We start from the raw sequence: 25,145 nt of genomic DNA on the forward strand, positions 1-25,145 counted from the left end.
TGTGAAGGGAACCTCATGAGCGTGCGCACCATCGGGGTCGTGATGAACGGCGTCACCGGGCGGATGGGCTACCGCCAGCATCTGGTCCGTTCGGTTCTGGCCATCAACGAGCAGGGCGGCGTCACGCTCTCGGACGGTTCCAGGGTCAAGCTCAGGCCCGTACTGGTCGGCCGCAACGCCGACAAGCTTTCTGATATCGCTACAAAGCATGACATTTCGGATTTCACCACCGACCTCGACGCGGCCCTCGCCTCCGACGACAACCTGATCTACTTCGACGCCCAGGTCACCAGCGCCCGGGTGAAGGCCGTGCTAAAGGCCATCGAGGCGGGCAAGCACATCTACGCCGAGAAGCCGACGGCCGAGTCGACGCAGGAGGCGCTCGCGCTGGCCGAGGCCGCTGCGGCCAAGGGCGTCAAGAACGGCGTGGTGCAGGACAAGCTCTTTCTCCCCGGCCTGCTCAAGCTGAAGCGGCTGATCGACGGCGGCTTCTTCGGCCGGATCCTGTCGGTGCGCGGCGAGTTCGGCTACTGGGTGTTCGAGGGCGACTGGCAGGAGGCCCAGCGCCCGTCGTGGAACTACCGCGCCGAGGACGGCGGAGGCATCGTGCTCGACATGTTCCCGCACTGGCACTACGTGCTGGAGAACCTGTTCGGCCGGGTCCGGTCCGTCTACGCCCAGGCCGTGACGCACATCCCGGAGCGGGTGGACGAGCAGGGCAACACGTACCAGGCGACCGCCGACGACGCCGCGTACGGGATCTTCAACCTTGAGGGCGGCATCGTCGCCCAGATCAACTCCTCCTGGACGGTTCGCGTCAACCGCGACGAACTGGTCGAGTTCCAGGTGGACGGCACGCACGGCAGTGCGGTGGCGGGCCTGCGCAACTGCCGCGCCCAGCACCGCTCAGCCACCCCGAAGCCCGTCTGGAACCCCGACCTCCCGGCCACGGCCCGCTTCCGCGACGGCTGGCAGGAGGTGCCGGACAACGCCGAGTTCGACAACGGCTTCAAGATCCAGTGGGAGGCGTTCATCCGCCACGTGCTGGAGGACGCGCCCTTCCCGAACGACTTCGCCTCGGGCGCCCGGGGCGTGCAGCTCGCCGAGCTGGGCCTGCGTTCGAACGCCGAGGGCCGCAGGATCGAGGTGCCGCAGCTGTGAGGATCGACCTGCCCTGCTTCGGGACGTACCCGCTGAGAGAGCCGGTGAGCTGGCCGGTCGTCGCGACGCCCGCCTCCAGCCGGATCGTGTACGCCGCCGCCCACGTCGTGGCCGATCCGCTGGGCGACAACACGCCCGGCTCCCCCGCGGCCGTGGACTGGGAGGCCACGCTGCGCTTCCGCCGCCACCTGTGGTCGCACGGCCTGCGCGTCGCCGACGCCATGGACACCGCGCAGCGCAACATGGGCCTGGACTGGGCGGCCACCAAGGAGCTCATCCGGCGCAGCGCCGAGGAGGCCCGCGCGTACGGCGACCCGGCGACGCTGGTGTCCTGCGGCGCGGGCACCGACCACGCGCCCGATGCGGCCGACCTGAACACGATCACCGCCGCGTACGCCGAGCAGATCGAGACCGTCCAGTCGGCGGGCGCCGGCGTGATCGTCATGGCCTCCCGCCAGCTCGCGCGGGCCGCCTCGGGCCCGGCCGACTACCACCAGGTGTACGGCAAGCTGTTCGGCCTGACCGACCGCCCGGTGATCCTGCACTGGCTGGGCGAGATGTTCGATCCGAACCTGGCCGGCTACTGGGGCTCGCGCGACGTGGCGGCGGCCACGGACTCGTTCCTCGAACTGATCCACGCCCACGCCGCGATGGTGGACGGCGTGAAGGTGTCGCTGCTGGACGAGGAGCACGAGGTGGGGCTGCGCGCCGCGCTGCCCGAGGGCGTCAAGCTGTACACGGGTGACGACTTCAACTATCCGTCGCTGATCAGGTCGGGCTCGCACGCGCTGCTCGGCATCTTCGACGCCATCGCCCCGGCCGCCGCGGCGGCGCTGCGGGCGCTGGACACGGCAGAGACCGCGGGTGACGAGGCGGAGCGGGAACGGGCGCTGGCCGCGTACGAGGAGATCCTGGCCCCGACGGTGCCGCTGTCGCGGAAGATCTTCGAGGCGCCCACGTACAACTACAAGACCGGCATCGTCTTCCTGGCCTGGCTGAACGGCCACCAGGACGCGTTCGCCATGGTGAACGGCGCGCAATCGGCCCGCTCGCTGCGGCACCTGTCGGAGGTGTTCCGCCTGGCCGACCAGGCCGGGCTGCTGACCGACCAGGAGCTCGCCGTACGCCGCATGAAGGCGCTGCTGGAGGTGAACGGCCTGTGAGCCTGTCGCTGAACCAGTGGACGACCAGGCGATGGTCCCTGGCCGAGGCCGTGGACGGCTGCGTACGGCACGGCCTTCCGGCGGTCGGGCTGTGGCGGGAGAAGGTGGCCGAACAGGGCCTCGCGGAGAGCGTCAAGCTGGTACGTTCCGCAGGGCTGCGGGTCTCGTCGTTGTGCCGGGGCGGCTTTCTCACGGGTGGCGGACTGCCCGGCGAAGAGGGGAAGAGGGCGTTCGCCCAGGCGCTGGAGGACAACCGGCGGGCCGTGGACGAGGCGGCGGAGCTTGAGGCGTCCTGCCTCGTGCTGGTGGTGGGCGGTCTGCCGGGAGTGCGGCCGGGCGAGGCGCTGCCCGCGACCGGGTTCACCCGTGATCTGGCCGGGGCCAGGGAACGGGTGGCCGAGGCGCTGGCGGAGCTGGCCCCGTACGCGGGTGAGCGCGGGGTCAAGCTGGCCCTGGAGCCGCTGCATCCGATCTACTGCCCGGACCGCGCCGTGCTGTCCACACTGGGGCAGGCGCTGGAGCTGAGCCTGCCCTTCCCCGAGGAGCAGGTCGGCGTGGTGGTGGACACCTTCCACGTGTGGTGGGACCCGAGGCTGTTCGAGGACATCGCGCGGGCCGGTCGCCGGATCGCCAGTTACCAGGTGTGCGACTACCTGCATCCGCTGCCCGAGGACGTGCTGCTCGGGCGGGGCATGATGGGTGACGGGGTGATCGACTTCCGGCCGATCACGGAGGCGGTGCTGGCCGCCGGATACACCGGGGACGTCGAGGTGGAGATCTTCAACGCCGACATCTGGGCGGCCGATCCCGACGAGGTCGTGGCCACGATGAAGACCCGCTACGCGGACGTCGTGCTCCCCTGAGCCCGGGCGCCTCGCCGACCCGCCGCCCTGAGCCGACCGCCGCCCGGTGGCGACCCGCTGCCCGGCGGGGCCCCCGAGCTCCTGGGGGCCTGCCGTCACTCCGGCTTGTCCCAGACCAGCAGGTAACGGCGCAGCAGCAGGCGGCGGAACCGGCAGCCGGGCAGCACCTCGCGGGCCAGCCGTTCGGTCTCGCCCCACGACAGCACCGGGGGCAGGGAGGGCACGCTCTTGCCCGGCCCGCTCTTCGGGCCGGGCCGGAGCCGCAGCCGCTGTCGAGCGCCGCTCGCAGCTCACGGCATGAGCTTCATCACCAGGCTCTGGTATTGACATCCTCCCCCTCTTGAAGGGAGGGGGATTCCCACGGTCACCCGTGAGGTTTCCTGCTTCATCGCCGGTCGCCCGCCCGAGAAAGGGATCTCTCGTTGAGGTCTTACACCAGCTCCACAGGCGTTTCGCCTCTCCGCCAGCCCGGCGGCGAGGGTATGTCCGATCGTTGCTCCGGCGGCTTGGTCATCGCCACCGTCGAACGCACTACCGAACCTCGCCGCTTCGCGCCGCGTTTCGACGGCAGTTCATCCAGCGGCGAATCGCCTGCCCCTGTCCTGCTCCGCAGGGGTCCGATTCCTCCCCCCCGCCTGAAGGCGCGGGTTCTTCGGAGGTTTCTGATGAACGTTGTGGTTCCTGTAGGGCTCGGACATTCGATCGCCATAGCGGCCGGGGGTTCGCCGGCTCCGGGCTTTCATCCCGTTCGTCTAGGTCCGTCGCGGGACACAAGGCCGGTCGCCAGGACGGTCGCCAGGACGGTCGCCAGGACGGTCGCTAGGACGGGAGCGTCACCGTGCCGGCGGCGCCGTCGACGGTGATCTCCTGGCCCGAGGTGATGCGGTGCGTGGCGTCGGCCACGCCGACGACGGCCGGGATGCCGTACTCCCTGGCCACCACCGACCCGTGCGACATCGCCCCGCCCATCTCCATCACCAGGCCGCCCGCCGTCAGGAACAGCGGCGTCCAGCCGGGGTCCGTCGAGGGGCAGACCAGGATCTCGCCCGGCTCCAGGTGCGCGCCGATCGGGTCGAGCACCACCCGGGCCACGCCGGTGACCGTGCCTGCCGAAGCCGGCGTGCCCGTCAGCGCGCCGTCGGCGGCGGGCTGGGCGAGGGCCTCGGGCTCCGTGCCGTCGGACAGCAGCACCCGGGGCACGTGCCGGCGCCGCCGCTCCCGCTCGTACGTCTCCCGTCGCCGCGCCACCAGCTCCCGCAGGTCGGCGCCCGGGTCGAGCGCGGCCCGCGTCTCGCGCAGGTCGAGGAAGAACACGTCGCCGGCTGATTCCAGCACCCCGCGCCCGGCCAGGTGTTCCCCGACCACGAGCAGGCTGCTCCGGATCGCCGCCAGGGTCTTGACCAGGTAGAACTTGGGCAGCTCGCGCAGCCCGGCGTATCTGCGGGTGCGTCCGAGCCCGAAGCGCACGACGGCGGCGCGCCAGCGCCCCTTGAGCCGCGCCCGCGCCACCACGTGGGCGATGGCGGCCCGCGCCTCCCGCTCGCCTCTGGCGAACTGCGCGGCGGGCGCGAGGTCGGGGTCGCCGTCCATGCGCAGGTAGTTGGCCAGCACGCCGAGGATGTGGGCGGGCTCCTCCGACCATCGCGGCACGCCCAGGTCGATCTCGGCGACGCCGCGGTGGCCGTACTTGGCGAGGAAGGCGGTGATCTCGCGCTGGGCGACGGGCGGCAGCCGTTCCTCCCGGTAGCGTCGGACCAGCTCGGCCACCGTCAGCTCCTTGAACGGCTCCGGCTCGACCCGCGTGGCCAGGTGCCACAGTTCGAGGTCCATCTCCGTGGTCGGGTTGTGGGGCACGCTGCGCAGCACGTCGCCCATCTCGTTGATCGGCACGCCGGAGAGCTTGGACGCCAGCGCGAACAGGCCGTACCCGGTGACCGCGATCGGCATGACCGAGATGATCAGCGGGAACGTGCGGACGAGGACATGCTCGGCGTGGTCGAGGCGCTGCGCCGGGGTGGCCCAGTCGGGTACCCGCAGCCGCCGGTCGAGCTCCTCGCCGAGGCGGACCGTTAAGGCCAGCGCCCGCTCGGGCCTGGTGAGCGCCGTCAGGACGCGGGACGGCACGTGCACGTTCCTGATGAAACGGGCCAGACCGCGCAGGAACGGACGGCGGGAGGTGTGCGCCAGGGACAGGCGCGGGTCCTCGAACAGCCGCTCCATCACCGACACCGCGCGGGCCTCCCCCAGCGTCAGCGCGCGGGGCAGAATGGCGCGGCCGTTGCGGGAGCGTACGGCGGCGGTGAGGTCGAGCCACAGCCGCTCCCCCGAGCTCGTCAGGAAGGCGGCGCCGTCGAGCGGGTCGGCGGGCGCGTGCCCGGCCAGGCCCGCGCCACCGGCGCTGATCACCCGGAACGCCGCCTGCCCCATCGGGGTGAACGGGCCCATGACGCCCTGGGCGACGTTGACGGAGAAGAAGACCCGCAGGCCGGGACGGGGCCGCTCGGGCAGCGGGTAGAGCGTGGTGATGGGCCTGGCCTGGGTGAGCCAGAGCCGCCCTTCGTCGTCGATGGCCCATTCGGTGTCCTGCGGCGCGCCGTAGTGCCGCTCGACGCGGGTGCCCAGCTCGGCGAGCCGGAGCACCTCCTCGTCGGTCAGGCAGAGCCCGTCGTACGCGGTCTCGACCCGCTCGGTGCCGCCGCCCGGCAGGGAACGGATGGCCAGCCGCTTGTCCCCCGCGTGACGTTCGAGGATCCGGCCGTCGAAGACGAGGAAGCGGTCGGGGTTGACGGCGCCGGAGACGACCGCCTCGCCGAGCCCTGGACTGGCGTCGATCACGGCCTCGTGCCGCCGGCCCGTCACCGGGTTGGCGGTGAACATCACGCCCGCCACCCGCGCGTCCACCATCACCTGGACGACCACCGCGAGCCGCACGGCGGCGTGGTCGATGTCGTTGGACTCGCGGTAGGCCACCGCGCGGTCGGTCCACAGCGAGGCCCAGCAGCGGCGGACGGCGTCCACCACCGCCGCCCCGCCCACCACGTTGAGGAAGGTGTCCTGCTGGCCGGCGAAGCTGGCGAACGGCAGGTCCTCGGCGGTGGCGGAGGAGCGCACCGCGACGGGCACGTCGTCGCCGAGCGCCGCGTAGGACTTCAGGATCTCCTCGTGCACGTCGTCCGGCACCGGCGCCTGGAGCAGGTGCCGCCTGGCCCGCGCGGCCAGGTCTTCGCCGCCGGTCTCAAGACCCTGCGCGACCTGCCGGTACGCCTCCGTGGTCAGCACCCAGCCGGGCGGCACGGGCAGGCCCGTCCTGGTCAGCTCGCCGAGGTTGGCCGCCTTGCCGCCTACCTCGGCGAGCATGCCCGCGTGGATCTCGGAGAACTCCAGAGCCGTCTTCATCGAATGCTCCCTGCCGGTTCAGCGTCGTTTCATCTCCAGTGTCACGCAGTCCGGCAAAGAATTCAACACATGATGAATCAACCGTGGCAGGGCGAGTCGTCGGTGGGCGAGTTGTCCTGGGGCGAGCCGTCCTAGGACGAGCCATCCGCGCGGGAGCCGTCCAGGGGTGAGCCGTCCAGGTCCCAGGCCGGGTCGAGGTCCACGCCTAGTGCGGCGAGGACCGTCGGGGCCACGTCCACCAGCCGCGGCCCCCGCAGCGGGCTCCCGCCCAGGTCCTCGCCCAGCCGGTTGGCGATCACGAAGACCGTGCGCTCCTCGTCGGAGGTGCCGCCGTGGCCGCCCGCGTCCACGTGCCCGTGGTCGGTGGTGACCAGCACGGTCCAGCGCTCGTCCGGGTACGAGGGCCGCGCCCGGATCGCGGCGAGCAGGCGGGCGAGGTAGGCGTCCTGGGCCTCCAGGGCCGCGGCGTACTCGGGGCAGTGGGGGCCGAGGTCGTGGGCCACCTCGTCGGTGTCGCCGAGGTAGACGAACGTGGCGTCCGGGTTACCGGTGCCCAGCAGGCGTTCGGCGGCCTCGGTGACCTGCTTGTCGGCCAGGGCCCAGCCGATGGCGTACCCGTCGAAGGCCAGGCGGTGATCGATCCCCGGGCCGAAGGCGCCGTGCTCGGCGAGGGCGGCCCAGGAGAAGAGGGCGGCGGTGATGAGGGTGGGGCGGGCCAGCTTCACCCGCGTCAAGAAGTCCGGAAATTTCGTGAACTGGTGGCTCGCGAAACCGTTGTCCACGACGCCGTGTTTGTCGGGCCAGACACCGGTGGCGATCGACGACCACCCGGGGCCCGAGTCGGTACGCGACCGGATCACCCGGCCGCCGTCACCCGCCTCGGGACTCTTGGGCACGACCTCGCCGGGCGACTCGGTGCGCGGCGTGCCGGCCTCACCGTAGGGGAGGAGGCTGGTGCCGTACGCACCGGTGGACATGAGCGCCTTCAGAGTGGGCGCGGGCAGCTCCATGAGCCGGTCGTACCGCAGGCCGTCCATGCCGACGACGAGCACCTTGCTAGAGAATACGGACATCCCCCCATCTAAGCGCCCATCCCCACCGAAACCCATCCACCCACACCGAACGCCGACCGGCGGCTGACGAAACGCCCCGCGAACGGCGCATCCCACCCACGGAGAAGCTCAGTCGGCGATTTTCAGGGGGTGAATCGGCGTATCCACTCGGCGGCGCCCGGAAGGATCTCCTCGACCGGTGCCACCTGCGGATACCACGTTCGCTCCCACTCCAGCGACACCCAGCCGTCGAAGCCGGTCTCACGCAGCAGAGCGCCCGCCTCGTCCAGGGGCACCGACCCGGTCCACATGGGCACCGGCGTGGTGTCCTGCGCCGAGACGGCGTCCTTGATCTGCACATACGACAGGTACGGCGTCAGCTCGGCCAGCGACCGCGCCGGCGGTTCGCCGTGCCGCCACGGGTGGAGCAGGTCCCAGAGGGCGCCGGTGGTCTCGGGGCAGTCCGCCTCCGCGAGCAACCCGGCCACGGCGGCGCCGGTCGCCATGCTGTCGTGCGTCTCGACGAGCACGCGGCGGCCCAAGTCGGCGGCGGGTCCTGAGACCGCCTTGAGCCGCCGGGCGCCGACGGCCGGATCGTCGCCGCGCGGGAACACCCGTACACCGGGTGCACCAAGGTCGGCGGCCAGCCGCAGGTCGGCGAGGAGCGCCTCGATCACCGGCTCATCCGGCCCCGGCTCACATATACCGACATATCCGGCCAGCGCGGCGATCTCCAGCCCCGCCCCCTCGACCCGTCCGCGCACCGAGGCCCGCTCCTCGCGACCGAGTCCCGCGTGCACGCCGGTGTCCGGATGCAGCCGCAGCTCCAGCCCCTGGCAACCGTGCCCGGTCGCGATCTCGATAGCCCTGTCCAGCCCTTCGCCGGGCATCCCCAGCGTGCTGACCGCCAGCCTCACACCATTCTCCCCATCAACACAGCGCCTCCACACGGTCCACACCGGCCTTCATCACCAGCACGCCACCCTCCGAACAACCTCACCCGACCAAGAACGGGCCCGCAATGATCCCCTCGGCCACCCGCCATCTTCCTGGAGCGATGGTCGCCGGGGTCAGGGGAGTCTCCGGACGCTTTCCCGGAGGACGACCTCGCCGGCGACCTGTTCGACCACGATCGGGTCGTCCTCGTTCAGCGCCAGGACCAGCGCCCGCGCCCCCATGTCCTTCAGCGGCAGCCGTACGGTCGTCAGCGCGGGCACATGATCACGGAGCGTGACGATGTCGTCGAAACCGGCCACCGAGACGTCCTCCGGCACCCTGACCCCGCGCTCGCGGTAGGCCGCCAGCGCCCCCACCGCCATCACGTCGTTGACCGCGAACACGCACGTCGCGTCCCCGACCTGCTGCGCCGCCGCGTAGCCGCCGTCGCGGTCGAAGGGGCCGTGGATCACCTGCGGGGCGGGCAGGCCGAGCTCTGCGAGCGCGCCCGCGAAGCCGGCGCTCCGGTCGGCCGCCGTCACCAGGTGCGGCGGCCCGGCCAGCACCGCGAACCTCGTGTGCCCCAGCCCCGCCAGCGCCCTGGCCAGCTCGGCCGCGCCCTGCCGGTTGGCGGGGGCGACGGTGTCGACGCCGAGCAGGTCCTGGCCGACGCAGGCCGCCCTGCCGCCGCCCGCCTGGTAGCGGGCCAGTTCGTCGCGCAGCCGCCCGGTGACGCCGGGATCGGCGACGCGCGAGCCGACCAGCAGGACCGCGCGCACGCGCTGGGCGTGCAGCGTCGCCACGTACGCGATCTCCTGCTCGGGGTCGCGATGCGTCGTGCCCACCATGACCAGCAGCCCTTCGGTGGCCGCCGCCCGCATGGCGCCGTCGGCCAGGGCGGCGAAGTAGGGGTCGGTCAGGTCGTGGACGACGATGCCGATGACGTTGCTCGCCCCTCGGGCCAGCGTCTGGGCGGCGATGTTGGCCCGGTAGCCGAGTTCGTCCGCGGCCTGCTCGACGCGCGCCCGCAGGGCCGCGCCCACCTGGCGGGTGCTGCCGTTGAGCACCCGCGAGGCGGTCGCGAGCGAGACGCCCGCCTGCTTGGCGACGTCTTCCAGCGTGACCACGAGACCTCCCGGAAAGCGGTTTCCAAGTCTGCCAGACCGGCACCTGGATCCGCATCCTGCCACGCCCCGGCCCCCGTACAACAGGATGCCGCACCCCGGAAGGGACATCGCCCGTCACATCCGCGGCAAAGCCCTCCGCCGCAACCGACTCGCCCAGAAGGACGCGCGTCCTCACGCTCATGACGACGCAGCCGACGGACGCCGGAAAGAACACAACCGGCCGCGCCCGTGAAGGGCGCGGCCGGCCTCACGTCATCGGGTCAGGCCCAGGGGAACAGGATGTCGAGCAGCCCCTTGCGCTCCTCCTGCGTCGGCGCGGGCACCGGTGCTTGCGTCGTCCCGGAGTCGGTCTCGGTCGGCGTCTGGCTGTCGTTGTCCGTCTGCTTGTCCGAGGTGTCGGTCTCGACCCCGTCGCCCCGGCTGTCGGTCTCGTTGATCCGGCCCTGCGGCTCACGGGTGGGCCGGTTGGTGGCCCTCGTGGTCGGCTTCGACTCGCGGGTGGCGGTCGGGCGGGCCGAAGGCTCCCGCGTCGCGGGCTGGCGGACCCGCTGCTGCGGCGTCGCCGGCACCGAGGCCCGCGGCTGGTCCGGCTGGTCGGTGGTCGTGTCCACGGGCTCGTCGTCGGCGGGCTCCTCGGACTCCTCCTCGACCGGCTCGTCCTCGGGCAGCGCCGACTCGGACGGGGTGTTCACCTCGCCAGCGCTCGCGCACTGGGCGCCCGAGCAGGGGTCGTCGGAGGACGTACCGGTGAGCATCCAGCCGGCGCCCACGCCGACGATGACGACCGCGACGGCCGCCACCAGCAGCACCCGTGTGCGGCGGCGCACCTCGCCTTCGCCCTTCGCGCGCCCGCCGTAGGAGTCCTTGCCGTCGCCGTCGTCGGTCCAGCCGGAGCCGAGGAAGCCGCGCTTGGGCCGGTCGTCGTCGAGGTCGTCGCGCTCGTCGCGGTCGCTGTCGTATCCGCGGTCCAGCGGGAGGTACGGGTTGTCGCTGTCGACCCGGTGCGGCCCGCTGAGCCCGTCGTCCAGGTCGTGCGGCCCGCTGGGCCCCCCGAAGTCGTGCGCTCCGCTCGGGCCGCCGAAGTCGTGGGCGCCGCTGGGCCCGCCGAAGTCGTGCGCGCCGCTCGGGCCACCGAGGTCGTAGCCCCCGGACGAGCCCAGCACGTCATGCGGACCGCTCGCGCCGCCCAGCGCGTCGCGGGAACCCGGTCCGTCCAGCACGTCATGGGGCCCGCCGAGCACGTCGTGCGGGTCAGGGGCGAGCAATCCCCTCGGCGGGGGGTCGTCGAGCACGTCACGCGGCCCGTCGATCGGTTGCGAGCCCTTGTCAAGAGGCAGGATGTAGGTCTCGTTGCCGACCACCTGGATAGCGGGTTGCTCGTCGGTGTCCTCGGTGCTCCACCGGGGGGACAGCACGTCACCCGTCATCAACTCCGGGTTTAACGGCCTACCCTGCCCATCCTCGTATGGCCTGTCGTTCTCGTCGCGCGCCACGGTGGAACCTCTCTAGTTCGAAATCAGACCGCGCCCCTTCCTACCATTACTTGTCGGGATATTTCACTTGTTTCGCTAGAATTACTCTCCGTAACATTCGCCCCAATGACGTTTCCCGTCACGTCTGTACGGGTAGATAACGCCTTCACCCACACGGGTCAGTACGGGGTCACTTGCACGGGTTCGTGTTGCTGTCGACGACCCTGTCCTTGAGCGAGTCGGGAATCGCCGAGACGACCCGCACGCCGGGCCAATCCCTGCCGATGACGAGCTGGATGATCGGCCCGCCGGGCGCCTGGGCGGCCTTCGCCTTCCCCTTGTACGGCTGCGCCGTCAGCGGCCTGACCTTGCCCGCGACGGGCGTGCGCTTGTCCTTCGACAGCCGCGCGGCCACCGCGTCACCGTAGGCGGGGCCCTGCTCGGCGTCCTTCTTGGCATACCGTACGGCGGTCGTCGGGGTCAGGGCGGCGTTGCCCACCTGCGTGACCACGAACCCCTGGGCGGCCAGCTCGTCGGCCACCTGGAGCGCCTTGCCCTCCTCGCCGGTGGCGTTGAGCACCTGGAGGCGCACCTGCTTGTTCTCGATCTTCGGCGTGGACGGCTTGCCCGGGGTGGGGGCGGCGGTGACCTCGACGTCGTTGCGCACGCTCTCGAAGAAGTTGCTCGCCGCCGGCTCGGAGAACTGCACCCGCGCCTTGTCCTGCGGGTACTCCTCGATCGGTACCGTGATGCCCTTGAGCTCCTTGGCGGTCAGGCCCTTGACGCTGTTGGCGATCTCCAGCATCCGGTCGAGCGACAGGCCGTCGTCCACGGTCACGGCCTTGATGCCGGCCTGGAGGAAGTCGTTCAGCTTGCCCGGATCGGTGAGCAGGCCGCCGCTGGTGATCTCCTTCAGCACCTGGGTGAGGAAGATCTGCTGGCGGGTGATCCGGCTCAGGTCACTGCCGTCGCCCAGGGCGTAGCGGGTGCGTACGTACCCCAGCGCCTGCTCACCCTTCACCCGGTGCTTGCCCGGACCGAGCACGAGCTTGGCCTTCGGGTCGTTGACCGCCTTGGGCAGGCAGATCTCGATGCCGCCGATGGCGTCGATGATGCCCTTGAAGCCGGTGAAGTCCACCTTCACGAAGTGGTTGATCTTGATGCTGGTGAGGGATTCGAGGGTCTTGATCGTGCAGTTGATGCCGCCGTCGTTGAAGGCGGAGTTGATCTGACGGATGCCGGGGGTGAGCGCGGTGCCGTTCCTGGCCTTGCACGAGGGGATCAGCACCATGGAGTCGCGCGGGAAGCTGATCATGGTGGCGTTGTCGCGGTTGGGGGCGATGTGCAGGAGCATGATCGTGTCCGTGCGCTCCCCTGCGCCCACGGTCGTGGCGCCGTACTTCTGGTTGTTGCCGTCGCGGGAGTCGGAGCCGACGAGCAGGACGTTGAGCGCGCCGGTGTCGGGCGGCCGGCTGGGGCCGACGTCGATGGCGTCGCGGACGATCTGGCCTTCGAGGTAACGGTAGTAGCCGTAGCCGCCGAGCACCGAGGCCACCAGCACGATGGTCAGCCCCACGGCCACCCAGCCGAGCGGCGTCAGCGGGTTGCGCCGGGGCTCGGAACGGCGTCCTCCATGGTCCGGCGGAGGTAGGGGTGGCGCGACCCTGCGGCCAAGAACCGCCTCGTCCTGCTGCTCCCTCATGCGGTTCACCCCTCGCACCATGATCGCGAAGCATAGCCACAAACAGGCCCTCAAGAGGACAGGTCCCAGCATCTCGCGCCTACTTCGCTCCTCCATGATGGAACAGACCTGGCGTCCTGGGTACTCATGCGTCACCTCCATCGAGGGCTCCATCCAAAGCACGCGAATGCGGGGCGTCATGACGCACAGTGCCGTCATCATGACGTTCATGCTGTTGACCGAGATGGCGTCTCCCCCCGGCGCCAAGGAAATGGCGAGGCTGCGCGAGCGGGCCAGAGCCGGCCGGCGCGGCGCGTTCGTGGCGCTGGTCGCCTCGATTTCGCTGCTGGCCACCGCGCAGTTGATCGCCGACAGGGCTGCGACCAGGGAGCAGGTGCTGCCGCAGGCCCTGCTGTCCCTCGGCGTCTTCGCCGTCGCCGTGCCCGCGCTGGCGCTCACCCAGGTGGTGTGGGGTGTGCGCGCCCGCATGGTGCGGCGGCGCGAACATGAGCTGTACGCCTTCGTCCGCTCGGGCCGGGCCCGCCCGCTGACCCGGCTGGCCGTCGCCGCGGGCTGGACGGTGACGCTCCTGCTCGGCTGGACCGTGCCGCGCTTCTTCCGCGAGGCCGCCTGGTACACCTTCGCCGACGTGCTGGCCTGGACCGTCGAGGTCCTGTCGGTGGTGAGCGTGGCCGCGGGGGTGTTGTTCCTGCTGCTGTGGGCCCGCGACGTGGCCGGGGCCGTGACGCGCGCCCTGCGCTCGGGCGGCTCACCCGGCGATCCCTGGGACCCCGGCCTCGGCACGCGCCCGCGGAAGGGCGCGGTGCTCTGGACGGGCGCGGTCGTGGCGGTCGTGGCCCTGCTCGGGGCCCGCGCCCACCTCTGGGAGCCGGCCACCGGCACCGTCTACGTGCTGCTCGCCGCCGCGCTCGTCTGCGGAGTAGTTACTGACGAGTAGCATAGACACGGAACCCCTGCTAACAACGAGGAGCGAATCCGTGCCTTCCTCTCGTGACGTCGTGTTCGTCGACGGCGTGCGCACACCTTTCGGCAGGTCAGGGCCGAAGGGGCTGTACGCGGAGACCCGCGCGGACGACCTGGTCGTCCGCGTCATCCGCGAGCTCATCAGGCGTAACCCCAACCTGCCCCCCGAGCGCGTGGACGAGGTCGCCATCGCCGCGACCACCCAGATCGGCGACCAGGGCCTGACCATCGGCCGATCGGCGGCCGTGCTGGCCGGGCTGCCCAAGACGGTGCCCGGTTACGCGATCGACCGCATGTGCGCGGGCGCGATGACCGCGGTGACCACGGTCGCGGGCGGCATCGCGTTCGGCGCGTACGACATCGCCATCGCCGGCGGCGTCGAGCACATGGGCCGCCACCCCATGGGCGAGGGCGTCGACCCCAACCCGCGGTTCCTGTCGGAGAAGCTGGTCGACCCGAGCGCCCTGGTCATGGGCATGACGGCGGAGAACCTGCACGACCGCTATCCCACGATCACCAAGGAGCGCGCCGACGCGTACGCGGTGCTGTCGCAGGAGAAGGCGGCCAAGGCGTACGCCGACGACAAGATCCAGCCCGACCTGGTGCCGACCGCGATCAGGACGGCGGAGCGGGGCTGGGGCCTGGCCGTCGAGGACGAGGCCCCGAGGCCGGGCACCACGATGGAGGCGCTGGGCGGGCTCAAGACGCCGTTCCGGCCGCACGGCCACGTCACGGCCGGCAACTCCTCCGGCATCAACGACGGCGCCACCGGCTGCGTCGTGGCCGCCGCGAACATCGCGGAGGAGCTGGAGCTGGGGCCGAAGATGCGGCTGGTGTCGTACGCGTTCGCGGGCGTGGACCCCGAGGTGATGGGCGTGGGGCCGATCCCGTCCACCGAGCGGGCCCTGCGGCTGGCGGATCTCGACATCTCCGACATCGGGCTGTTCGAGATCAACGAGGCGTTCGCCGTCCAGGTGCTGGCGTTCCTGGAGCACTTCGGCATCGCCGACGACGATCCCCGCGTGAACGCCTACGGTGGCGCGATCGCCTACGGCCACCCGCTCGCCTCCTCGGGCGTACGGCTGATGACGCAGCTCGCGCGGCAGTTCGGCGAGCGTCCCGACGTGCGTTACGGCATCACCACGATGTGCGTCGGCATGGGCATGGGCGGCACCGTGATCTGGGAGAACCTCGCATGAGCAACGACACCAACGGCATGGACACCTGGCGTTCGCTGCTCAGCGAGCGCAACAGCGACGAGGTCGTCACCAAGGCGCTCGTGCGCGACGTACGGCTGCCGTACGGGGCCGGCACGATGGCGCTGATCACGCTGGACAACGGCTTCGACCACACCAAGCCGAGCACGTTCGGCCCGCACGGGCTGTTCGCGCTCAACGGCGCGCTGTCGGAGATCGCCCAGCGCACCGACCTGGCGGCCGTGGGCGTCACCGGCAAGCCGTTCGTGTTCGCCGTGGGGGCCGACCTCAAGGGCGCGGCGAGCCTGGCCACCCGGGAGGAGGCGCTGGCCATCGGCGCGCTCGGCCACCACGTCTTCCGGCGGCTGGGCGAGCTGGCGATCCCGTCGTTCGCGTTCGTGAACGGCGCGGCCATGGGCGGCGGGCTGGAGATCGCGCTGCACTGCAGATACCGGACGATCTCGGCGGGCGTGCCCGCGGTGGCGCTGCCGGAGTGCTTCCTCGGCCTGGTGCCTGGCTGGGGCGGCACGCAGCTGCTCCCCCGCCTGATCGGCCCGGCGAACGCGATCAAGCTGATCATCGAGAACCCTCTGTCGCAGAACCGCATGATCAAGGGCAAGGACGCGTACGCGCTGGGCGTCGCCGACGCGATGTTCGAGCCCGCCGACTTCCTGGAGGAGTCGCTGCGCTGGGCCGCCCGCGTGGTCAAGGGCGAGGTCACCGTGGAGCGGCCCGCCCGTGACGACGACTGGGCCAAGGCCGTCGGCGACGCTCGTTTCCTGGTGGACATGAAGCTGCGCGGCGCCTCGCCCGCCCCGTACCGTGCGCTCGATCTGATCGCGCTGGCCGAGACCGCCACCCGCGACGAGGGCTTCGCCGCCGAGGACGAGGCGCTGGCCGACCTGCTCATGAGCGATGAGCTGCGGGCCGGGCTCTACTCCTTCGACCTGGTGCAGCGCCGGGCCAAGCGGCCCGCGGGGGCGCCGGACGCCGCGCTGGCCCGCAAGATCACCAAGGTCGGCGTGGTCGGCGCGGGGCTCATGGCCTCGCAGATGGCGCTGCTGTTCGCCCGCCGCCTGGAGGTGCCGGTCGTGCTGACCGACCTCGACCAGGCCAGGCTGGACAAGGGCGTGGGTTACGTGCACGCCGAGGTGGACAAGCTGCTCGGCAAGGGCCGCGTGTCGCAGGACCAGGCCAACCGGCTGAAGTCGCTGGTGAGCGGCTCGCTGACGAAGGACGCCTTCGCTGACGCCGACTTCGTGATCGAGGCCGTGTTCGAGGACCTGGCGGTCAAGAAGCAGGTGTTCGCCGAGGTCGAGGCCGTGGTCTCGGCGCAGTGCGTGCTGGCCACCAACACCTCCTCGCTGTCGCTGACGGAGATGGGCGCGGATCTGGCGCATCCTGAGCGGCTGGTCGGCTTCCACTTCTTCAACCCGGTCGCGGTCATGCCACTGCTGGAGATCATCAGGGGCGCGGCGACGGACGACGCCACGCTGGCCACCGCGTTCGCCGTGGGCAAGGCGCTGAGGAAGTCGTCGGTGCTGGTCAAGGACGCTCCGGCGTTCGTGGTCAACCGGCTGCTGACCTGCTTCATGGGCGAGGTCGTCGCGGCCGTGGACGAGGGCACGCCGCTGGAGACCGCCGAGCACGCGCTCGACGGGCTCGGGCTGCCGATGACGCCGTTCGCGCTGCTGCAGCTCGTCGGGCCTGCGGTCGGCCTGCACGTGGCCGAAACGCTGCACGAGGCGTTCCCCGACCGCTTCGGCGTCTCGGAGAACATGGCCAAGCTGGTCGCCTCGGGCAAGCCGGGCGTCTACCGGCCGGACTTCACCCTCGACCAGGAGGCGGTGGCGCTCTTCGCGGGCGGCTCGTCTCCCTCCACGGCCGAGCAGGTGCGCGAGCGGGTGCTCGCCGCGCTGGCCAGGGAGATCCGCGTCATGCTGGACGAGGGCGTCGTGGCCGCCGCCCAGGACATCGACCTGTGCATGATCCTCGGCGCCGGCTGGCCGTTCCATCTGGGCGGGATCACGCCGTATCTCGACCGGACCGGCGTCGCCCGGCCGCGTTTCCTCGCGCCCGGTGTGGCCTCGCTGCCGGCCTGATTTTAAGGGCCTTTGAGGAGGCTCGCACGCGGGCCTCCTCACCTCCGCCCTGGCTCCGTCGTAGCGTATGGTGCCGTCCTACGAACGGAGAGTAACCATGATGAGAGCAGCAGGCACCCTCGCGCTCTGCGGCACCCTCCTGGCGGGCGCGTCGTCGCCCGCCCTGGCCGTCGCCCCGCCCCCCAAGGTGCAGCTCAAGATCGTCGACGCGGCCAAGAGCGGGGTGACGAAGACCGTCTGGCTGCACTGCGCGCCCGCCGGCGGCACCCACCCCAACGCCCGCGCGGCCTGCCGCCAGCTGGAGCGGGTCGGCGGCAAGCCGGCCGACCTCAACGTGCATCCGAACGCCGTCTGCACCAAGGAGCTCGCGCCGCACGCCGTCGTGGTCGTGGGCCGCTGGTACAGCTCGCGCGTGCAGTGGGCCAAGGTCTTCGCCAACGGCTGCCTGGTCCGCGCGGCCACCGGGGCGGTCGTCTCGCTCTGAGCACCCGCTGAGGGCCCGCCCCGGTGATCCCGGTCTCAGTGGCGGGCCTTCTGCCAGGGCATCGCGGTACGGCTGTGCCAGTAGCCGTAGGCGAAGTAGAGCACCACGCCGATGACCATCCAGATCAGGAACCGCAGCCAGGTCTGCACCGGCAGGTTGAGCATGAGGTAGAGGCAGGCCAGCACGGACAATGCCGGCAGCACCGGCACCAGCGGCGTCTTGAACGCCCGCGGCAGGTCCGGCCTGGTCCTGCGCAGGACGACCACGCCGATCGAGACCACCACGAACGCGAACAGCGTGCCGATGTTCACCAGTTCGGCCAGCTCGCCGAAGGAGACGAAGCCGGCCAGCGCCATCGTCACCACCCCGATGAGCGTCGTGAGCCGGGCCGGGGTGCCGAACTTGGGATGCACCTTCGCCATGGAGCGTGGCAGCAGCCCGTCACGGCACATCGCGAACAGCACCCGGGTCTGGCCCAGCAGCAGCACCAGCACCACGGTCGTCAGGCCGGCGATGGCGCCCAGGCCGATGATCGTGGCCAGCCAGGGCTGTCCGACCGCGGTGAAGGCGCCTGACAGGGGCGCCTCGGTGCTCAGCTCGCTGTAGTGCTGCATGCCGACGACGACGAGCGAGACGGCGACGTACAGGATCGTGCAGATCACCAGCGAGCCGATGATGCCGCGCGGCACGTCGCGCTGCGGATTGACGGTCTCCTCCGCGGCGGTGGCCACGATGTCGAAGCCGATGAAGGCGAAGAACACGATCGCCGCGGCGGAGAAGATGCCGATCACGCCGAACGCCACCGGCGTGATGCCGAACATCACCTGGAACAGCGGCGCCTCCAGCCCCTCCACGCGCGGGGTGGAGACCGCCTCGGGGATGAACGGCGTGTAGTTGGCGCCGTTGATGAAGAACAGCCCCGCCACGATGACCAGCAGCACCACGGCGACCTTGGTGATCACCAGGATCAGGTTGACCCGCGAGGACAGCTTGATCCCGGCCACCAGGACCGCGGTCAGGATCGCCACGATGGCGACGGCGGGGACGTTCACCACCGGATCGGCGCCGGCGATGGAGGGGGGCAGGTTCAGCCCGAACGTCGACAGCAGCGAGGCGAAGTAGCCCGACCAGCCGACCGCCACCACGGCCGCGGCCAGCGCCAGCTCCAGGATCAGGTCCCAGCCGATCACCCAGGCGGGGAACTCGCCCAGGGTGGCGAAGGAGAAGGTGTAGGCGGACCCGGCGACCGGGATGGTGGAGGCGAACTCGGCGTAGCACAGGGCCGCGAGTCCGCACACGATGCCGGCGACGACGAACGAGACGGCCACGGCGGGCCCGGCCGTCTCCTTGGCGACCTGTCCGGTCAGCACGAAGATCCCGGTGCCGACGATCACGCCGATGCCGAAGACCGTGAGGTCCGTGGCGGTCAGGCGCTTTCGCAGCTGGTGTTCGGGGGCTTCGGTGTCGCGGATCGACTGCTCGACAGTCTTCGTGCGAAAGATGTCCACGATCTGCGATATTTCCCACACCCAGGGTGATCATGCCCGTAACCGGGTACAGGCTTGGATCACCTCAGGGCAGGGACAGGAGCGCGGGCCGGTGCAGCGGACCCGCGCGGGACGTCAGCGCTGGTGGTCAGTGGCGGTGGTCAGCGGCGGTGGTCAGCCGCGGTGGTCAGCGGCGGGCGGGCTCTGCGGCGTTGCTGCGCCGAGCCACCGCCTCGGTGATCTGGCGGGCCAGGTCCTGGCCGGTCAGGCCGATCCGGCCGAGGATCTTGGCCCGCTTGGCGTGGTCGAGGAACTGCTGCGGGATGCCGTAGGTGCGTACCGGGACGTCGACGTCGGCATCGCGCAGCAGGCGGGCCACGGCGTCGCCCACGCCGCCGACGCGCCCGTTGTCCTCGACCACCGCGACCAGCTTGTGCGCGCCGGCGGCCAGGACGAGCGCCTCGTCGAGCGGCTTGACCCAGCGCGGGTCGACCACGGTGGCCGAGATGCCCTGGGCGTCGAGCAGGACCGCGGCGTCCATGCAGACCTGCGCCATCGGGCCCACGCCCACCAGCAGCACGTCGGGCTCGGCCTCGGCGGCCCGCAGCAGGTCCATCTCGCCCAGCTTGCCCACCGCCTCGATCGGCTCGGCGACCGGGCCCTTGGGGAAGCGCAGCACGGTGGGGCCGTCGGTGACCTCGACGGCCTCGCGCAGCAGCTCGGTCAGGCGGTCGCCGTCGCGCGGCACCGCGATGCCGAGCCCGGGGACGACCTGGAGGATCGACAGGTCCCACATGCCGTTGTGGCTGGCGCCGTCGTCGCCGGTGACGCCCGCCCGGTCGAGCACGACCGTGACCGGCAGGCGGTGCAGGGCGACATCCATGAGGAGCTGGTCGAAGGCGCGGTTGAGGAAGGTGGCGTAGACGGCCACGATCGGGTGCAGGCCGCCGAGGGCGAGCCCGGCGGCGCTGGTCAGCGCGTGCTGCTCGGCGATGCCGACGTCGTAGATGCGGTCGGGGTAGGCCTCGGCGAAGGCGTTGAGGCCGGTCGGGTGGAGCATGGCTGCGGTGATCGCGACCAGGTCGTCACGCTCCTTGCCGAGCCGGACGAGCTCCTCGCTGAAGACGTTGGTCCAGATGCGGCCCTTGGGCTTCTCCGCGCCGGTGGCGCGGTCGAAGGCGCCGGGCGAGTGGAACTGGTCCTCGTCGTGGTTTTCCGCGGGGGTGTAGCCGCGGCCCTTCTGGGTGAGGGCGTGCACGATGACGGGGCCGCGGAAGTCGCGGGCCTGGCGCAGGGCCGCCTCCATGGCCTGCTCGTCGTGGCCGTCGATGGGGCCGACGTATTTGAGGCCGAGGTCCTCGAACATCACCTGCGGCGCCAGGACGTCTTTGACGCCCTTCTTGAAGCCGTGCAGGGCGTCGTAGAGGACGGGAACGTTGCCGATCTTGTCCTTGACGTATTCGAGGACGTCCTCGTAGCGGCGGTTGACCCGCAGCGAGGACAGGTGGGAGGCCAGGCCGCCGATCGTGGGCGAGTAGGAGCGGCCGTTGTCGTTGACCACGATCACGACCGGCAGATCCTTGATCGCGGCGATGTTGTTGAGCGCCTCCCAGGCCATGCCGCCGGTCAGGGCGCCGTCGCCGATCACCGCGACGGCGGTGCGGCCGGCGTCGCCCGAGGCGTCACGATCGCGGTGCAGCTTGAACGCCTTGGCCAGGCCGTCGGCGTAGGACAGCGCGGTCGAGGCGTGGGAGTTCTCCACGAAGTCGTGCTCGGACTCGGCCTGGCTGGGATAGCCGGACAGGCCGCCCTCCTGCTTGAGCGCCTCGAAGCCGGCGGCCCTGCCGGTGAGCAATTTATGCACGTACGACTGATGGCCGGTGTCCCAGATGATGGGGTCGCGGGGTGAGTCGAACACGCGGTGGAGGGCGATCGTGAGTTCGACCACACCGAGGTTGGGGCCCAGGTGTCCGCCGAACCTGGCGCAGGCGTCGACGAGGACATCACGGATCTCCCCCGCGAGCTGTGGCAGCTCCTCGACAGTGAGCCGTTTTACGTCCTGCGGTCCCTCGATCGAGCCCAGCAACCCGCTCACGGATCCGACCCCCTCTGCTCTTTTGCGCCGATCCCCAAGAGTCTAGTTCGCGGATGCCTCACTGACTCCATCGAGTCAAATCCACCCACATATGTCCGATCTTGACCTAGTCTTTCGGTACCTATGAACTCCGTCCCCAAAAGCAGACTCGCGACCCTTGTGGCCGCCATGCTGGCACTCGTCCTGGCAGCGACGGCTCTGGTGCTCGTTCTGGCGGACGTGGCCACGACGTCGGCGGCCCCCGTCAACGAGGGCCAGCAGCTCGCCTCACCGCCCGCCAAGCTGGCCGCCGACCGGAGACAGGGGGCCGGAGCGGCCGGCCGGTCCCGGGCGACGGCCAATCCCCTCTACAAGACCGGACGCCTCACCGACGTGAACTGCGCCCCCGGGGCGCTGCCCGCCGGGAGCATGGTGGCGTACCGGCGTTTCCTGACCCGCGTGACCTTCTGCCTGAACAAGGCGTGGGCGGCGCAGTTCCGCAAGGCGAAGATGCCCTTCGCCAAGCCGCGGCTGCGCATCATCACCAGGAAGATCAAGACGCCTTGCGGCGCGTGGAACACCGGCGCCGACGGCGTCTACTGCTCCACCGACCGCACGATGTACCTGATGATCAGCAAGTCCCAGCTGCGCAACCCGTTCCCGCTGGGCATCACCCGCCTGATCGCCCACGAGTACGGCCACCACGTGCAGCAGGTCTCCGGCATCTGGACCTACTACTGGTCCGCGCGCTCCGTCGCGGGCAAGGCCAAGCGCCTCCAGCTCTCGCGCAACTCCGAGCTGCAGGCCGAGTGCTTCTCCGCGGTCTTCATGAGCACGATGCGCGGCACCCCGCTCGTCACGGACGCCGACTGGGCGTACACGGTGGGCTGGTTCAGGAAGAACGGCGCCAAGGGCTGGCCGCAGAACGACCACGGCCGAGGACCGACGCAGGCGGCGTGGATGACGCGCGGGTTCAACCGCGGCACCCCCGGCTCCTGCAACACTTGGGCGGCCAATCCCCGAAATGTCACCTGATTGATCTTCTTTACCTGGAACTCCTTCTTTCATTAGGGTTCCGTCTCATGCGTATCCCCCGAACGGCGTTGCTGGCGGGTGCCCTGGCGAGCGTGCTCCTCGCCGGCACCGCCCACGCCGCCGCCTCCTCCTCGGCGCCCGCCTTCAAGGCGGCCTTAGCGAAGAACCCGATCTACAAGACGGGCAAGCTCGGCTACAAGACGTGCGACGAACCGGACGTCCAGAGCGCCGATCTGGACGAGGTCAGGGTCTACCTGGAGGGGGTGCTCGACTGCCTCGACGCCGCCTGGAAGCCCGTGGTCCAGCGCGCGGGCTTCACCTTCGGCAAGCCGACCCTGCGGCTGACCGGCAAGGCGGGCGTGCCGACCGGATGCGGCAAGTTCCCAGCCGGCGCCCAGGCGGTCTACTGCCCGACGAACAGGCGGATCACCTTCCTGGTGGAGCCGGGCACCGTGGAGGAGCCCAACGACCTGTGGCTGATGGTCGTGCTGGCCCACGAGTACGGTCACCACGTCCAGCGGCTCACCGGCATGCTCGGCGCGATGACGCGCTACAACGGGAAGAACGCGGCCCGGGTCCTGGACGAGTCGCGCCGGATCGAACTGCAGGCCGAGTGCCTGTCCGGGACGTTCGTCGGCAGTGTGTGGCACTCCCTGGGCCGCAAGGAGACCGACTTCACCTTCATCGCGAGGAGAGGCGGCAGCGGGTCCGTCCTGTCTCTCCTCGGCATCAAGGGCAAGGACCAGGCCCAGCAGACGCACGGCAGCGCAAAGAACATCGGCGCCTGGCTCACGCGGGGATACGACACCGAGTCGGCCGGCGGCTGCAACACCTTCAAGGCGCCCAAGTCGCAAGTGTCCTGAGCCCTCCACCGGGATCATGCGCGTTCTCCTCGCCTTCCTCGTAGCACTGGTCACGTGCGTGGTCGCGGGACTGCTCCCGCCCGCGCCCGCGCGGGCCGCGGCCAGGATCGGCCAGGGCGGGCTGCTGGGCTCGGCGGGCGGGGAGGTGGTGGCGCAGAAGTGCGCGGTCCCCGAGATCAGGCCGGGGAGCACGGCCTCGCTCCGGGCCTTCCACCGGGCGATGGCGGCATGCGCGGACCGCTTCTGGGCGGGCAGGTTCGCCGCCGCCGGGCTGGCGTACGACTCTCCCGGGGTCACGATCACCACGGGCGGCGACTCGGTCTGCGGGGCGATCACCAGCAGCGGGGCGCAGTACTGTCCCGAGCAGCGCACGATCGTCGTCCGGATCACCAAGGGCGACCTGCGGGATCCGTTTCGGATGAACCTGGCGCACTCCGTCGCGCACGAGTGGGGTCATCACGTGCAGCAGCTCATCGGGGTGCTGAACGCGCAGGCCGCCCTGTACGCGCCCGCCTCCAAGAGCGCGCGCAGGCTGCTCAGCCACCGGCTGGAGATGCAGGCCGAGTGCTTCGCCGGGGTCTTCTACAGCGCCACGCTCAAGTCGATCGGGCCGGACATCGGCTGGAAGGACTGGCTGGCGGCGGTGCGCTCGGCGAACGAGAGCGACATCCACGGCAAACCGCGCAACCTGGCGTCCTGGCAGGACCGGGGTTACCGGGGCGGGACCGCCGGGTTCTGCAACACCTGGACGGCCGGCGAGCACAAGGTCACCTGAACCCGCGACGGCCCCACGTCCGCACAATCCGGGTATTTCGCCGTAAGTCAGGGCGCGAGGCGTTCTCGCGGGTCAGGCGGTCACGCGGGCCAGGACCTCCAGCGGGTCGGCCAGGACGTGGGCGAAGGCCAGTTCGGCGGCCCCGACCAGGGTGGCCGCGTCGCCGAGGGCCGAGGTACGCAGCCGCAGCCGCTCACGCTGCGGCGCCATCGCGTGCAGGGCGAGCTGTGTCCGCACCTGCGCGGCCGACCCGAGGTAGATGTCGCGCAGAATGCCGCCGAAGACCACGATCTCCGGGTTGAAGATGTTCACCAGATTGGCCACGCCCAGCCCGAGCCAGTCGCCGACCCGGCTGAGCGCCTCCTGGGCCACGATGTCGCCCCGGTCGGCCGCCGCCACGACCGTGCGCACCGCGTCACGGCCGTGCTGCCCGGCCGCGACCCGCCCGGCCGACTCCAGCAGCGCCCGCTCCCCCACCTCGGCTTCGAGGCATCCGTGCGAGCCGCAGCCGCAGGCGCGCCCGCCGGGGTTGACGACCATGTGGCCGACCTCGCCGCCGTAGCCGTCGTGGCCGCCGAGCAGGTGGCCGCCCGCGATGATGCCGCCGCCGATGCCGACGTCGCCGTGCAGGAAGATGAGGTCTCTGACGGCCGCCCCCACGCCGCGGCTGTGCTCGGCGAGCGCGGCCAGGTTGGCGTCGTTGCCCACGCTGACGGGCAGGCCGAGCCCGAGCCTGCGGGCCAGTTCGTCGCCGAACGGCACCTCGTCGGCCATCAGGTTGGGCCCGAACTTGATCACGCCGTCGCCCTTGCGCACGCCGCCCGAGACCGCCGCCGCCGCGCCGACGCAGACCGTGTCGTCCCTGGTCTTGCGGCGCATCTGCCGGGCGAACCCGGACAGCGTCCCGGCCAGCTCGTCCAGCTCGAACCGGTCGCGGTCGCGTACGCACTCCTTGCGGTCGAGGATCACCCCGCCCAGCCCCACGCGGGCCACGGCCAGCCTGTCGGGGCCCACGTCGAAGGCGAACACGTACACCCTGGCCGACTCGGGGCGCACCACGAGCGAGGGCCGGCCGGCCCGGCCCGTCTCTCGCGGCAGCTCCTCCCGCACCAGCCCCGCGGCGGTGAGGTCGGAGGTCAGGGCCATGATCGTGCTGCGGTTGAGCCCCATCTTCGCGGTCAGCTCGGCGCGCGAGATCGGCCCGCCCAGATGGACGTGGCGAAGCAGCGCGCCGAGGTTGTGGCGTCTGATGTCCTCTTGGGAGGGGCCGGCACGCATGGTCTGGGGTTCCTTC

Annotated in this window: 20 protein-coding genes; 10 read left to right on the forward strand and 10 right to left on the reverse strand. The window is 71.0% G+C overall.

Translation table 11 applies throughout. The annotated features are described in order from the left end of the window. Window positions 1-15: 15 nt before the first annotated feature. From AB0C28_RS11570 to AB0C28_RS11580, 3 genes are read left to right on the forward strand one after another with little or no spacing between them, the layout of a single operon-like run. Entirely contained in the window at window positions 16-1,161 is a 1,146-nt protein-coding gene (locus tag AB0C28_RS11570; protein ID WP_358073835.1) for a Gfo/Idh/MocA family oxidoreductase, read from the forward strand. Further along, on the forward strand, window positions 1,158-2,324 hold the full coding sequence (locus AB0C28_RS11575) for a dihydrodipicolinate synthase family protein (RefSeq protein WP_358073838.1): 1,167 nt from the start codon (window positions 1,158-1,160) through the stop codon (window positions 2,322-2,324). Before AB0C28_RS11570 ends, AB0C28_RS11575 begins: the two co-directional genes overlap by 4 nt. After that, window positions 2,321-3,187: a sugar phosphate isomerase/epimerase gene (locus AB0C28_RS11580; RefSeq protein ID WP_358073841.1), complete on the forward strand. Its 867-nt coding sequence runs from the start codon at window positions 2,321-2,323 to the stop codon at window positions 3,185-3,187. Before AB0C28_RS11575 ends, AB0C28_RS11580 begins: the two co-directional genes overlap by 4 nt. A gap of 95 nt (window positions 3,188-3,282) precedes the next feature. Here AB0C28_RS11580 and AB0C28_RS11585 read toward each other — a convergent pair whose 3' ends face one another. The 7 genes from AB0C28_RS11585 to AB0C28_RS11615 form a co-directional block, all read right to left on the reverse strand. Beyond that, window positions 3,283-3,411 (reverse strand): hypothetical protein, encoded by a 129-nt coding sequence (locus AB0C28_RS11585; protein ID WP_358073844.1) that lies wholly within the window; start codon window positions 3,409-3,411, stop codon window positions 3,283-3,285. 595 nt (window positions 3,412-4,006) lie between these two features. Further along, window positions 4,007-6,583, reverse strand: coding sequence for a PEP/pyruvate-binding domain-containing protein (locus AB0C28_RS11590; protein ID WP_358073847.1), 2,577 nt, complete (start codon window positions 6,581-6,583; stop codon window positions 4,007-4,009). Between the two features lie 131 nt (window positions 6,584-6,714). After that, window positions 6,715-7,656 carry an alkaline phosphatase family protein gene (locus AB0C28_RS11595; protein WP_358073850.1) on the reverse strand — a complete coding sequence of 314 codons (942 nt, stop codon included), beginning with the start codon at window positions 7,654-7,656 and terminating at the stop codon, window positions 6,715-6,717. 122 nt (window positions 7,657-7,778) lie between these two features. Next, window positions 7,779-8,552, reverse strand: coding sequence for a TIM barrel protein (locus AB0C28_RS11600; RefSeq protein WP_358073853.1), 774 nt, complete (start codon window positions 8,550-8,552; stop codon window positions 7,779-7,781). A gap of 153 nt (window positions 8,553-8,705) precedes the next feature. After that, on the reverse strand, window positions 8,706-9,698 hold the full coding sequence (locus tag AB0C28_RS11605) for a LacI family DNA-binding transcriptional regulator (RefSeq protein WP_357844253.1): 993 nt from the start codon (window positions 9,696-9,698) through the stop codon (window positions 8,706-8,708). Between the two features lie 260 nt (window positions 9,699-9,958). Further along, complete coding sequence (locus AB0C28_RS11610) at window positions 9,959-11,125, reverse strand: hypothetical protein (RefSeq protein ID WP_357844250.1); 1,167 nt, start codon at window positions 11,123-11,125, stop codon at window positions 9,959-9,961. A 235-nt stretch (window positions 11,126-11,360) separates the two neighbouring features. After that, window positions 11,361-12,872: an LCP family protein gene (locus AB0C28_RS11615; protein WP_357844247.1), complete on the reverse strand. Its 1,512-nt coding sequence runs from the start codon at window positions 12,870-12,872 to the stop codon at window positions 11,361-11,363. A 208-nt stretch (window positions 12,873-13,080) separates the two neighbouring features. On the opposite strand from AB0C28_RS11615, the gene AB0C28_RS11620 reads away from it, so the two are divergent. The 4 genes from AB0C28_RS11620 to AB0C28_RS11635 all read left to right on the forward strand — a co-directional run bounded on the left by AB0C28_RS11620 (window position 13,081) and on the right by AB0C28_RS11635 (window position 17,617). Then, window positions 13,081-13,809 (forward strand): hypothetical protein, encoded by a 729-nt coding sequence (locus AB0C28_RS11620; protein ID WP_358073856.1) that lies wholly within the window; start codon window positions 13,081-13,083, stop codon window positions 13,807-13,809. A 61-nt stretch (window positions 13,810-13,870) separates the two neighbouring features. Then, entirely contained in the window at window positions 13,871-15,034 is a 1,164-nt protein-coding gene (locus AB0C28_RS11625) for a thiolase family protein (RefSeq protein WP_357845279.1), read from the forward strand. Then, window positions 15,031-17,133, forward strand: a complete 2,103-nt coding sequence (locus tag AB0C28_RS11630) for a 3-hydroxyacyl-CoA dehydrogenase NAD-binding domain-containing protein (protein ID WP_357844241.1) — start codon at window positions 15,031-15,033, stop codon at window positions 17,131-17,133. The genes AB0C28_RS11625 and AB0C28_RS11630 overlap by 4 nt, the downstream gene beginning before the upstream one ends. 97 nt (window positions 17,134-17,230) lie before the next feature. Further along, complete coding sequence (locus AB0C28_RS11635) at window positions 17,231-17,617, forward strand: SSI family serine proteinase inhibitor (RefSeq protein ID WP_346101158.1); 387 nt, start codon at window positions 17,231-17,233, stop codon at window positions 17,615-17,617. A 35-nt stretch (window positions 17,618-17,652) separates the two neighbouring features. Here AB0C28_RS11635 and AB0C28_RS11640 read toward each other — a convergent pair whose 3' ends face one another. Both AB0C28_RS11640 and dxs read right to left on the reverse strand, forming a co-directional pair. Further along, the gene (locus AB0C28_RS11640; protein WP_358073859.1) at window positions 17,653-19,125 is read right to left on the reverse strand and encodes an amino acid permease; all 1,473 of its coding nucleotides are present in this window, start codon (window positions 19,123-19,125) and stop codon (window positions 17,653-17,655) included. Between the two features lie 166 nt (window positions 19,126-19,291). Beyond that, window positions 19,292-21,190, reverse strand: a complete 1,899-nt coding sequence (dxs, locus tag AB0C28_RS11645; protein WP_357845276.1) for a 1-deoxy-D-xylulose-5-phosphate synthase — start codon at window positions 21,188-21,190, stop codon at window positions 19,292-19,294. Window positions 21,191-21,367: 177 nt separating this feature from the next. On the opposite strand from dxs, the gene AB0C28_RS11650 reads away from it, so the two are divergent. The 3 genes from AB0C28_RS11650 to AB0C28_RS11660 are packed head-to-tail and all read left to right on the forward strand — an operon-like array spanning window position 21,368 to window position 23,851. Then, window positions 21,368-22,213, forward strand: coding sequence for a neutral zinc metallopeptidase (locus AB0C28_RS11650; protein WP_357844235.1), 846 nt, complete (start codon window positions 21,368-21,370; stop codon window positions 22,211-22,213). Window positions 22,214-22,260: 47 nt separating this feature from the next. Further along, a complete protein-coding gene (locus tag AB0C28_RS11655) occupies window positions 22,261-23,076 on the forward strand; it encodes a neutral zinc metallopeptidase (protein WP_357844232.1) in 816 nt (271 codons plus the stop codon). A gap of 16 nt (window positions 23,077-23,092) precedes the next feature. Further along, entirely contained in the window at window positions 23,093-23,851 is a 759-nt protein-coding gene (locus tag AB0C28_RS11660) for a neutral zinc metallopeptidase (protein ID WP_358073862.1), read from the forward strand. Between the two features lie 72 nt (window positions 23,852-23,923). On the opposite strand, the gene AB0C28_RS11665 is transcribed toward AB0C28_RS11660, so the two are convergent. Continuing rightward, complete coding sequence (locus AB0C28_RS11665) at window positions 23,924-25,129, reverse strand: ROK family transcriptional regulator (protein ID WP_357844226.1); 1,206 nt, start codon at window positions 25,127-25,129, stop codon at window positions 23,924-23,926. Between the last annotated feature and the right edge of the window lie 16 nt (window positions 25,130-25,145).

It is taken from the genome of Nonomuraea sp. NPDC048892 (assembly GCF_040649735.1).
In the GTDB taxonomy this organism is placed as follows: Bacteria; Actinomycetota; Actinomycetes; order Streptosporangiales; family Streptosporangiaceae; genus Nonomuraea; species Nonomuraea maheshkhaliensis.

Bases quoted from the DNA above. Each gene is read 5' to 3' on its own strand.
- AB0C28_RS11595 (WP_358073850.1), bottom strand. From the start codon at position 7,656: ATGTCCGTATTCTCTAGCAAGGTGCTCGTCGTCGGCATGGACGGCCTG.
- AB0C28_RS11590 (WP_358073847.1), bottom strand. From the start codon at position 6,583: ATGAAGACGGCTCTGGAGTTCTCCGAGATCCACGCGGGCATGCTCGCC.
- AB0C28_RS11650 (WP_357844235.1), top strand. From the start codon at position 21,368: ATGCTGGCACTCGTCCTGGCAGCGACGGCTCTGGTGCTCGTTCTGGCG.
- AB0C28_RS11610 (WP_357844250.1), bottom strand. From the start codon at position 11,125: ATGACGGGTGACGTGCTGTCCCCCCGGTGGAGCACCGAGGACACCGAC.
- AB0C28_RS11620 (WP_358073856.1), top strand. From the start codon at position 13,081: ATGCTGTTGACCGAGATGGCGTCTCCCCCCGGCGCCAAGGAAATGGCG.
- AB0C28_RS11660 (WP_358073862.1), top strand. From the start codon at position 23,093: ATGCGCGTTCTCCTCGCCTTCCTCGTAGCACTGGTCACGTGCGTGGTC.
- AB0C28_RS11655 (WP_357844232.1), top strand. From the start codon at position 22,261: ATGCGTATCCCCCGAACGGCGTTGCTGGCGGGTGCCCTGGCGAGCGTG.
- AB0C28_RS11570 (WP_358073835.1), top strand. From the start codon at position 16: ATGAGCGTGCGCACCATCGGGGTCGTGATGAACGGCGTCACCGGGCGG.
- AB0C28_RS11635 (WP_346101158.1), top strand. From the start codon at position 17,231: ATGATGAGAGCAGCAGGCACCCTCGCGCTCTGCGGCACCCTCCTGGCG.
- AB0C28_RS11630 (WP_357844241.1), top strand. From the start codon at position 15,031: ATGAGCAACGACACCAACGGCATGGACACCTGGCGTTCGCTGCTCAGC.
- AB0C28_RS11615 (WP_357844247.1), bottom strand. From the start codon at position 12,872: ATGAGGGAGCAGCAGGACGAGGCGGTTCTTGGCCGCAGGGTCGCGCCA.
- AB0C28_RS11665 (WP_357844226.1), bottom strand. From the start codon at position 25,129: ATGCGTGCCGGCCCCTCCCAAGAGGACATCAGACGCCACAACCTCGGC.